General features: G+C 37.2%; 9 protein-coding genes. All 9 read right to left on the reverse strand.

Annotated features, from left to right (window positions below):
* Positions 1 to 13 precede the first annotated feature (13 nt).
* A complete protein-coding gene (gene rlmN / locus FTT75_RS13635; RefSeq protein WP_005095669.1) occupies positions 14 to 1,249 on the reverse strand; it encodes a 23S rRNA (adenine(2503)-C(2))-methyltransferase RlmN in 1,236 nt (411 codons plus the stop codon).
* Between the two features lie 122 nt (positions 1,250 to 1,371).
* Complete coding sequence (gene ndk, locus FTT75_RS13640; RefSeq protein WP_004647460.1) at positions 1,372 to 1,803, reverse strand: nucleoside-diphosphate kinase; 432 nt, start codon at positions 1,801 to 1,803, stop codon at positions 1,372 to 1,374.
* 110 nt (positions 1,804 to 1,913) lie between these two features.
* Complete coding sequence (gene iscX, locus FTT75_RS13645; RefSeq protein ID WP_005172695.1) at positions 1,914 to 2,114, reverse strand: Fe-S cluster assembly protein IscX; 201 nt, start codon at positions 2,112 to 2,114, stop codon at positions 1,914 to 1,916.
* Positions 2,115 to 2,201: 87 nt separating this feature from the next.
* Positions 2,202 to 2,753, reverse strand: coding sequence for a phosphatase PAP2 family protein (locus tag FTT75_RS13650; protein WP_180186658.1), 552 nt, complete (start codon positions 2,751 to 2,753; stop codon positions 2,202 to 2,204).
* Between the two features lie 30 nt (positions 2,754 to 2,783).
* Positions 2,784 to 4,055, reverse strand: coding sequence for a glycosyltransferase family 1 protein (locus FTT75_RS13655; protein ID WP_180186660.1), 1,272 nt, complete (start codon positions 4,053 to 4,055; stop codon positions 2,784 to 2,786).
* Positions 4,056 to 4,332: 277 nt separating this feature from the next.
* On the reverse strand, positions 4,333 to 4,749 hold the full coding sequence (locus FTT75_RS13660) for a hypothetical protein (protein ID WP_180040561.1): 417 nt from the start codon (positions 4,747 to 4,749) through the stop codon (positions 4,333 to 4,335).
* Positions 4,750 to 4,762: 13 nt separating this feature from the next.
* Complete coding sequence (locus tag FTT75_RS13665) at positions 4,763 to 7,099, reverse strand: fimbria/pilus outer membrane usher protein (RefSeq protein WP_180186662.1); 2,337 nt, start codon at positions 7,097 to 7,099, stop codon at positions 4,763 to 4,765.
* A 22-nt stretch (positions 7,100 to 7,121) separates the two neighbouring features.
* Positions 7,122 to 7,826 (reverse strand): molecular chaperone, encoded by a 705-nt coding sequence (locus tag FTT75_RS13670; RefSeq protein WP_180186664.1) that lies wholly within the window; start codon positions 7,824 to 7,826, stop codon positions 7,122 to 7,124.
* Positions 7,827 to 7,901: 75 nt separating this feature from the next.
* Positions 7,902 to 8,444, reverse strand: coding sequence for a hypothetical protein (locus FTT75_RS13675; RefSeq protein WP_180186666.1), 543 nt, complete (start codon positions 8,442 to 8,444; stop codon positions 7,902 to 7,904).
* Positions 8,445 to 9,261: the final 817 nt, after the last annotated feature.

Consider the following 9,261-nt stretch of genomic DNA (forward strand, 5'->3'; position numbering starts at 1 on the left):
TGGCGACCTCTTATTATCCTTGTGAACGCATAATCTCATTTGACTGCGCAATTTTCTTTTTCCACTGTTCCGCACGACGGGTACGATCAGCCACTTGACCTACAAGCTGTCCACACGCCGCATCAATATCATCACCGCGTGTCTGACGAATCGTACACACAAAACCGGCATCAGACAAAGTTTTTTGGAAAGAAATAATGCGGTTACGGCTTGAACGCCCATAAGGCGCGTGCGGGAAAGGGTTGAATGGAATCAAATTAATCTTGCTCGGCAAGTTCTTCAGCAGCTTAATCATTTGCTGTGCATGTTCAGGATGATCATTCACACCATCCAGCATCACATATTCAATGGTGACGTGTTTACGTGAACTTTCATTACCATCTTTGGCAATATAACGCTGACACGCCGCAATCAGTTGTTCTAAAGGATATTTCTTGTTGATTGGCACCAGTTCATTACGCAGTTCGTCATTTGGTGCGTGCAATGAAATTGCCAGTGCCACATCAATGTCTTTGACCATTTGATCGATTTTCGGCACCACACCTGATGTCGATAAAGTCACGCGACGTTTCGACATGCCATAAGCAAAGTCGTCGAGCATAATGCGCATGGAATTGAGTACGGCATCGTAGTTAAGCAGTGGTTCGCCCATGCCCATCATGACCACATTCGTGACTGAACGTTCACGATCTGCCACAGGCACATCTTCCATATAGGAATAGTTCGCCACCCACAACTGACCAATGATTTCTGACTGATCTAAATCGCGCTGAAAACCCTGTTTACCGGTTGAACAGAATGAACAGTCCAGTGCACAGCCCACTTGAGACGAAATACACAAGGTACGACGTAGGCCACTACGATGTTCAGCAGGAATCAACACAGTTTCGACGAGTGAGCCGTCACCATCACCAACACGGAAGACCCATTTCCGGGTACCGTCTTTAGAATAATTTTTATGCACCACTTCGGGCGCTTTAATTTCACAAATACGTTCCAGTTTTTCACGCAGTTTGCCCGAGATATTGGTCATCTCGGCAAAATCGGTCACGAAAAATTGGTGAATCCATTTCATTACCTGTCCGGCACGAAACTTCTTCTCCCCCATATCCTCAAAGAATTTCTCCATTTGCGGACGAGACATGCCGAGTAGGTTCACTTTTTCCACAGCATTCTGCTGTGTGGGAGTGGACGGAGATGGTTGCTGTGCAGCTGAAACTGCAGATACAGCGACGACTTCAGTACTCATGTGTATTACCTAAACCATGTCTAAAGATCAAAGGAGAAGCTCAATATGTGAGCAAAGAATTATTCAAAGAATAAAAAAACCAGATAAGTATAATAACACTTATCTGGTTTGAATACTGCGAATTAACGAGTACGTGGAGCAATCTCAGTTTGAGCGAAGAAGTAGTTAACTTCACGGTCAGCTGATGCTACAGAGTCAGAACCGTGAGCAGCATTTTCGTCGATGCTTACAGCGAAATCTGCACGGATTGTACCAGGAGCAGCTTCTTTAGGATTCGTCGCGCCAAGGATGTCACGGTGAGCAAGAACAGCGTTTTCGCCTTCAAGAACTGAAACAACCACTGGACCAGAAGTCATGAAAGCAACGAGGTCAGCAAAGAAACCACGTTCTTTGTGCTCAGCGTAGAAGCCTTCAGCTTCAGCTTGAGTCAAGTGTTTCATTTTAGTTGCAACGATTTGAAGACCAGCTTTCTCGAAACGAGCAAAGATGTCGCCGATGTGGTTTTTAGCAACTGCGTCTGGTTTTACGATAGATAAAGTACGTTCGATAGCCATGATAGGCTCCTTAAGTCAATTGTTGACATGAAAATTTGGCGCATTATACCGAGATAATGCGCACTTTTCTGCTTTTACACTGTAAAAATATGCTTTTTTCAATCGGGCACTTAACGCGCTTCGTCAATCCATGCCATTTGAATCGCTTCCAGCAGACCTTCTGTGGATTTAGTCGGGTCATCTGCAAACTCAGGCAAGGCACATACCCAGGCGTGTAAATCAGTAAAACGAATCCACTGCGGGTCCACATCTGGATGCGCTTCGTAGAGTTCAATCGCGATATCCAGGGTATCAGTCCAACGTAAACCCATCTCTATTTCTCACCATATTTGCTTTAATGCTGTACTTTAGCAAATTTATAAAAATCTGCGAGCTTTCGCCCCAGTTTTCACTTACTTTTACAACATAATATTGAGATAAGGTGCGCTCAGCACAATGACCACGGCCATCATGCCTCCGATCATTGCCCCAACTGCGACATCACTTGGATAATGCAATCCCAGAATCATGCGCGATAAAGCCACCAGCAGCGTAAAAGGGAGCATCAACAGCAATAATAGCGGTGCAACATAACCCAAGACCGTGGTTGCCATTACCGCATGCAAGGTATGTCCAGACGGAAAACTAAAATGATCCAGCGGCCGCTCACCCAGTCGAATCACCTGATGCACCTGATAAGGTCTTGGACGTACAGTTTTTGTTTTGAGAACTTTATAAATCAGCGTACCCAGTGTACTACCCAGAATAATATAGAGCATCTGCAGCCCATACTCCAAGCCACGAATTCCCCATGCAGCAAAACACATCACATACCAGAAGACGCCGTCACCCAAACGACTAATGATTTTAAAAAAAGTAGCAATTCGATCCGAATGGGAGAGATGATTGAAGTAGACACAGCCTTTTAAATCGATTTCTAGAAATTTGAGTTTGGCATTGTGGATTTTCATCGTGTTGCTCCCGCTCTTGTTTTAATTAGGTCATTTATTTTGCCTTGTGATCGAGTACAGAACCTGTTCAAACTGCGCTACAGGATGTTGCCATCCAACCTTTTCCGCACACTGTGAAGCATACACACCCATTTTCCTAAGTGTGTGATAATCTGGTAACTTCAGAATATTGGCTGTCAAATCATGCTCTTGGCCAAGTAAACTGAGCCAACCGGTGCGGTCATGCTGTATATGCAGGTGCGCACAAGCATAATCATAAGCAATAACAGGTAAACCACTTGCCATGGCTTCCAGCACCACATTGCCAAAAGTTTCAACCTGACTTGCAAAGCAAAAAATATCAGCACTCGCATATGCTTCGGCCAGTTGCTGACCCCGCAAACTTCCCGTAAAAATGATTGAACCATCATGATTCAACTGCTCTAAACGCTGTCGGTCCGGGCCATCGCCAACCACCACCAGACGCACATCCTGACAATGCATCTGACGCAATGTGAAATATGCCTGAATCACTACAGGTATTTCTTTTTCCGGCGATAAACGCCCGACATATAACATCACCCGGGTTTCTTTGGACGCGCCCCAACTTTGGCGTAGTGAATCAGAACGCCATTTTGGGGAAAAGGCTTGTGTATCCACTCCTCGCCCCACTACCACCAACGGCCCCGTAACTCCAAACTTGCGCAGTGCTTCGGCAGTTTCACGACTCGGCACACAAGTAATTTCACTATGATTGTGAAACCATTTCAGATAGTGCTGAATGGATTTAAGCAAAAATGCCAGATCAAAGAAACGACTAAACTCCTGAAACGAGGAGTGAAAGCCGCTCGACACAGGGATTTCAAGGGATCTTGCAGTTTGCTGCGCAGCAAGTCCTAATGGACCTTCTGTTACGATATGCACCACATCCGGCTCAAAAACTTCCATAGCCTGACGAACTTTTAGGAATTGTGGCCAACCAAACTGCAAACCTGAATACTTGGGAATACGCTGTGCTTTGACCAAACATTCCCGATAGGGTTGAAATTCAGCACAGATGCCTTTTTGCTCGGGTCGAATCAATAAAATCTTATGCCCCTGTTTTTTCAGGCCTTTGCACAGCTGTAACAATGAATGTGCTACCCCATTAATTTCAGGTGGCCATGTTTCGGTCACAATTGCTATTTTGAGACGAGGACGAGTCAACTCTTCCAAAGGCAGGGTCATTTTTGTTTTTTGCTGTCGCAACTGTTTTAAGTCAAAGCTAATATTTTGAAGTGCAGACATTTTTTTCGATAACGCTGAGGTGCAGGGCTGTTCCATATCACACCTATGTGATTATATTTTAAGCTAGAGTCTAATGCTTGTTTATTGCATTTTAATGATATTGTCCCCTTCTTTCATTTTATTCGGAAGTTTATGTACTTATAGAGATATCTAATTCACTCGACTAACAATTAACAGCGTTGACAGTAAATTAACTTACCTATTCACAACCATAGCTTATGCCTAAAAAATCCAGACAGAAAGCCTCAAAATCTGGCTAAAGGACTTAAATAGACCAAAGTTTAATTCCCTGTTAAGAGCTAGCTAAAAGAATTCAGTAGATAAGATCAACATATAAACTGTCCTTATAAACTCCAGCTGGGGTCAAAGCAGAAGGTTGTTCAGCCAGTTGTACCAATACAACAAATTTACTTAGGCTAGTTGCCGGTTGGGATATCGGCATATTCCAACGGGATGAGGTTGCTCCAGAAATATACATTTGTGTTCTTATTTTATGATTGCGCTCATTAACCAAATAACTGCTGCCATTAGTGCTGGTTAAGTTTCTAGAATTAAATTGAATAGCATAACTGCTATCACACCTTACGATAAATGAAGTCGCAGCCTGGCTCAGATAAGAGGAGTTCAATTTGAGTTCTGATGCTGTCGACCGATCAATCTGACAACGTTGGGCATGACTTAGGCTGGTCAATAATAGAGTGAACATAAGTACAGTAAATTTAAGTTTCATTATTTTTCATCCTTTATTTACAAATAAGCGTAGACAGTCCGCTTTCTTCTTTTTGATTTTCTGTAACCGTCAATTGTGCAAAGCAAGTTTTAGATTCGGTGCTGATGATTTTAATATTGTAAGTATTTGGAATAAGCCCATATAGAGTGACCGTACCGTCCGATGAGATAGGATAAACCTCCCCACCATCATTATCGATATATAACTCTGAACCGGCTGTAAATTTATTATTATTACTATCTACAGGTAAAATCGTGACCTGTTTTGTATTATATATAGGAAAATTAATAATATAGCCCCGCTGATCTAAAGCAGTAAGCCTCTTGGTTGCATAAGGAATCTTATCTTCAACTGGTAACTGATTCTGATCAAAACCAATATCATAATTTACATAAGGAATAATATCATGAACAAAGGTATAGCCTTTCTTATTCGTTTTATCCACTACAGATAAAGACCTTAAAACATCGACATCCTGATAATCTCCCACACTAACAACAGAAAATGCATTATCAACTAACTTGGTAAAATTAAATTTATTATTAAGAAAAACAACCGCACCACGATAGTTTAATTGTGATTCAGACTCATTATCTCCCTCTATATGATAAAAACTTAAATCCCCAACATCTGTTTTCAATCGCCCATTGAAATTATATAGTGTTTCATCTTCGAGTCTATTTACACCTGTTTCATAGTCAAATCCAACCTGATTAGGATTACTTTTAACAAATTGCAATTTAGTTCTTTCATCTGTTGAATGACTAAAATAAACTGCTTTATCATCATCAAAACTATAGCTAAGTGATAAGACAACTCCAGAATCCCGATCATCACCGAATGAGCTAAAATAACTTAAACCTAGGCTTCCCTTCCTACCTAGCCGACGATTAAACCCTAAATTTAAAGTTTTACGATCATTTTGAAAAAATAAAGGAATCTCATCTTCCACGCGTATTTCTTGCTGATGAAAACTCTGGGCAGCATAATTCAAATAAATATTATGCAAGAGAGGGACATTGCTCATTCCTGCATAAATTAAATATTCATACTTAGGATAACTATAAAAATTATCCAGTTCATCACCTAAATATTTAAAATCTCTTTCTGTATATTTTGCACTGGCACCAAGTGAAACTCTTCCGAAATCCTTTGCAGCAGATAATCCATATGAATAATTAAAATTATTAAGTTCATCATGTGAAGCTTGAACTACACTATCCAAAACCAAATAATGACTAATCGCTTGAGTCCATAGAAAGCCTAAATTTTGCAAGTCTTCGCTATAAGCAAAATTAGAACCAAGGGTTGTCCAATTAGATACCCCATAACGATAATAAAAGTTAGAGAAAAAATCACGATAGTCATCACTTTCTATATTATAATTATAACGCAACTTTCCTAATGAAACATTATATTCACTAAGATCAGGTCTTAATAACCGATTCGTCACCAGAATAGGAAAACTTTGTACACTCCTATTCCCTAACACATCTTCAACAACAATTTGTGCATTTCCTGCCTGTTGAATTTGTGCACCAGTTTGAAGATTAAAATCACCAGGACTGACTCTTTGGCTATATATACTTACCCCATTAATATACAAATCAACTGTAGAAGGAACACGCGCACTCCCCTGTAAGGTTGGAGTATTCCAATAAATAAAATTTGGTCGCTCAGTAAAATTAGTTCCCCAGTTTAAACCGGCAAAACGTAAAGAATTAATTAATGGATTATATACTGTAGTTGTATCTCCTAAAGTAAGCTGAGTCATACTTTTAGGAAATTCAAAGTCAATACTAGTACTGACTCGAGTAAAATATTCATTCAAAGGATGATTATAATATGCTATTGAGTTCTTAAAAATCCAATAATCTTTAAAAATACCCAGCTCTGTCAGGCCGTTATATAAAGAATTCGTCTCTCTGTCTATTTTTGCATTTAAATAGGTAAAATCATAATTTACGAAACCTCCAAAGCTGGCTCTCTCTGGCATAGTCTGCAACTGGGAGATCTGTGTACTTGATTTAAACAGTTGGGTAGGTATCGTGAGATTAATTGTTTGCTTAGAGGCATCAAAATTAGATTGAATATTCCGATCCGAAATAAGACAAAACTCATCCCGAGAAGCCATTTTTGATAATTTAGATATATCAATATCTCGTTCCGACAATATATTGCACTCTATATAAAAATTATCATTACTTTTTATTAAAATAATATCTATATTATGATCAAGCTCGTTTATCCAGAGATTAGCAAAAAATTCATCATCAGGATTCTGGTTAGCATTAGCATTACACAAGAATAAAATATTAACTAGAATAATTATTTTTCTATTTAACTGCATAATATAATCCTTAATTATAATTTTAATCCATAAGCTTTAACTCTATTTCCTCATGCGACTTATCTGTCATTACTTTAACAAAATAATTACGAGGATTATTTATCTTAACCCCTTCTAACTCATAGAAAATATTCTTGTCTTTAAGGGCATATTTCATATTATTACTAGTAAAAACTTCTTTCTTATTAGAATCTAAAATTTGTAACTTTGAAATTTGAATATGAGATTCTGCTTTGTTTTTAACAATAAGCTTATCATTCTCAATATTGAAATTTAATTTTAGGTTATCTTGCTTTCCAATAAATAATGGCAGGTTAAAATTCATCAAGAAAGTAATAGATGATTCTTTTACAGGCTGAGGTAATTCCTCAATTACAATGCGCCAGGCACCCTCTTCCAGACCATTTAATACAGATGCTATTGGACGATTAAAACCAACACGTATAACTTGTTTCCCATTAGGTTTTAAAATAAAATTTCTTGGATTAATTATAAGAGTATCATCTTTCTCCAACACATCTTCACCTTTATCATTTTGATCCCATTTAAATGCTTTTACCTCAAATATCTTTTTTTCTACTTCATTTATAGACTCTAAAGTAAGTGTTGTTGTTTTTTGTTTTGTATCATTTAATATATACATTTGTACTGGATCAATTGCAACATCAGCCTTCCCCCCAGTAAAAGAAAAAAAAGATAAAAATAATAATATAGTTGTTCTTCTCATATTATAATTTCCATTTAAAAATATAATGAGGCAACCTAACCCAACATAAATATCAGGCTAGGTTGAGTAAATAAATTAGTAGTAAGCTTTAATTAGATAGCGATCGGTATAATTACCTGCTAACTGTGTAGCATCAACTGCAGTATTAGTAACTGCAAGAGTATAATTATCAACTGCTTGACCAGTATGATTTGAATTACCAAATGGAACAGTACCTGCAGCACCTTGTTTAGTCGTCACAATTGTTGTAGCAATTGTTTCAGATGCATCTGTTTCATGTCTAACAAACGTAGTATTATTAGCACCGGCATTTGCAGTTTGTAAATTCAGAACATAAGGGGTATTTGTTGTAATTGAATAATTTGTAGTTTGGGTTCCACCAGCAGCAGATAATACTATTGCATTTCCACCAGTTAAAATACATTTCTTATTAATTTTAAGTGAAATTGGAATTTCTTTTTCACAGCCTAAAGTATTACATTTACTCCAGTCAATTGGTGGTTTAGGATTATGACCTGGGCGTCCTGCAGTTTCCGCATCTGCTGCATAAACAACTGTTGAGCCAAAACCAAAGCTTAGTGCTAATGCTGCTAATACTGTTTGAGTCATTTTATTCATGATCTTCTCCATTCTTTAAAAAAAAGAATATATTTATTTGTTTGGGTCGCGCTGATATAAAAACTCTTTCTTATTATGAGTAAGGCTATACAGCGTGTAGTTATCTTACTATCATTAATAAAAAAACATACAGATACTTTATTATTCACAATATATTTTCCTATTTCCCTGGATTAGTATTTTTTTGTATGTCATTATTTTATATACAATTATTTAAAAATAATAATTATTACATGTAATTCCTACGAAACTCCCCATAAAGCTAAAAAAGAACTTAAAAAATTGAAGATAATCAAATAAAATTTAACTATATGATTTTCATATTTTTTAAATAATAATAACCCCAAACTATTTGCATTATTTACAAAGATTTACAACTTACCCTCGGATAGGTAAAAAAAGTGTGATTCCGTTTTGTTTTTTTTGTTATTTTTCATACATCATCGCCTTTAGTAAAAATCCCCCTCCTATACTTACTATTAATCTCACTCTGAAAACTTATTGTTAAATTAATACATTCATTTAAATCTTTTGATTTCATAACATCCTAATCAACACCTATATTTTTATAAAATTTACACTCTTTGAATCATCTTACAATTCAATTAATTAATTAAATATCTTATTGAATGAAAATTCTCATTAAAACTATACTTTATATTCTTTATCCCATTTAAATCAATTAAATAAGGCAGAGTAAAACTTGAAGTGCGACATAAACCACCTAATTAATTTAAAGGGTTTATGGAGTATATAAAATTGTCATACCATCATCTTAACTTTGAAGATCGTACTGCATTAATGCTTGAGTCAAGAA

It is taken from the genome of Acinetobacter sp. YH01008 (assembly GCF_013420435.1).
Classification (GTDB): Bacteria; Pseudomonadota; Gammaproteobacteria; order Pseudomonadales; family Moraxellaceae; genus Acinetobacter; species Acinetobacter pseudolwoffii.

Coding starts and splice junctions, on each gene's coding strand:
- FTT75_RS13670 (WP_180186664.1), bottom strand. CDS start 7,826: ATGAGAAGAACAACTATATTATTATTTTTATCTTTTTTTTCTTTTACT.
- rlmN (WP_005095669.1), bottom strand. CDS start 1,249: ATGAGTACTGAAGTCGTCGCTGTATCTGCAGTTTCAGCTGCACAGCAA.
- iscX (WP_005172695.1), bottom strand. CDS start 2,114: ATGGGTTTACGTTGGACTGATACCCTGGATATCGCGATTGAACTCTAC.
- ndk (WP_004647460.1), bottom strand. CDS start 1,803: ATGGCTATCGAACGTACTTTATCTATCGTAAAACCAGACGCAGTTGCT.
- FTT75_RS13660 (WP_180040561.1), bottom strand. CDS start 4,749: ATGAAACTTAAATTTACTGTACTTATGTTCACTCTATTATTGACCAGC.
- FTT75_RS13675 (WP_180186666.1), bottom strand. CDS start 8,444: ATGAATAAAATGACTCAAACAGTATTAGCAGCATTAGCACTAAGCTTT.
- FTT75_RS13655 (WP_180186660.1), bottom strand. CDS start 4,055: ATGGAACAGCCCTGCACCTCAGCGTTATCGAAAAAAATGTCTGCACTT.
- FTT75_RS13665 (WP_180186662.1), bottom strand. CDS start 7,099: ATGCAGTTAAATAGAAAAATAATTATTCTAGTTAATATTTTATTCTTG.
- FTT75_RS13650 (WP_180186658.1), bottom strand. CDS start 2,753: ATGAAAATCCACAATGCCAAACTCAAATTTCTAGAAATCGATTTAAAA.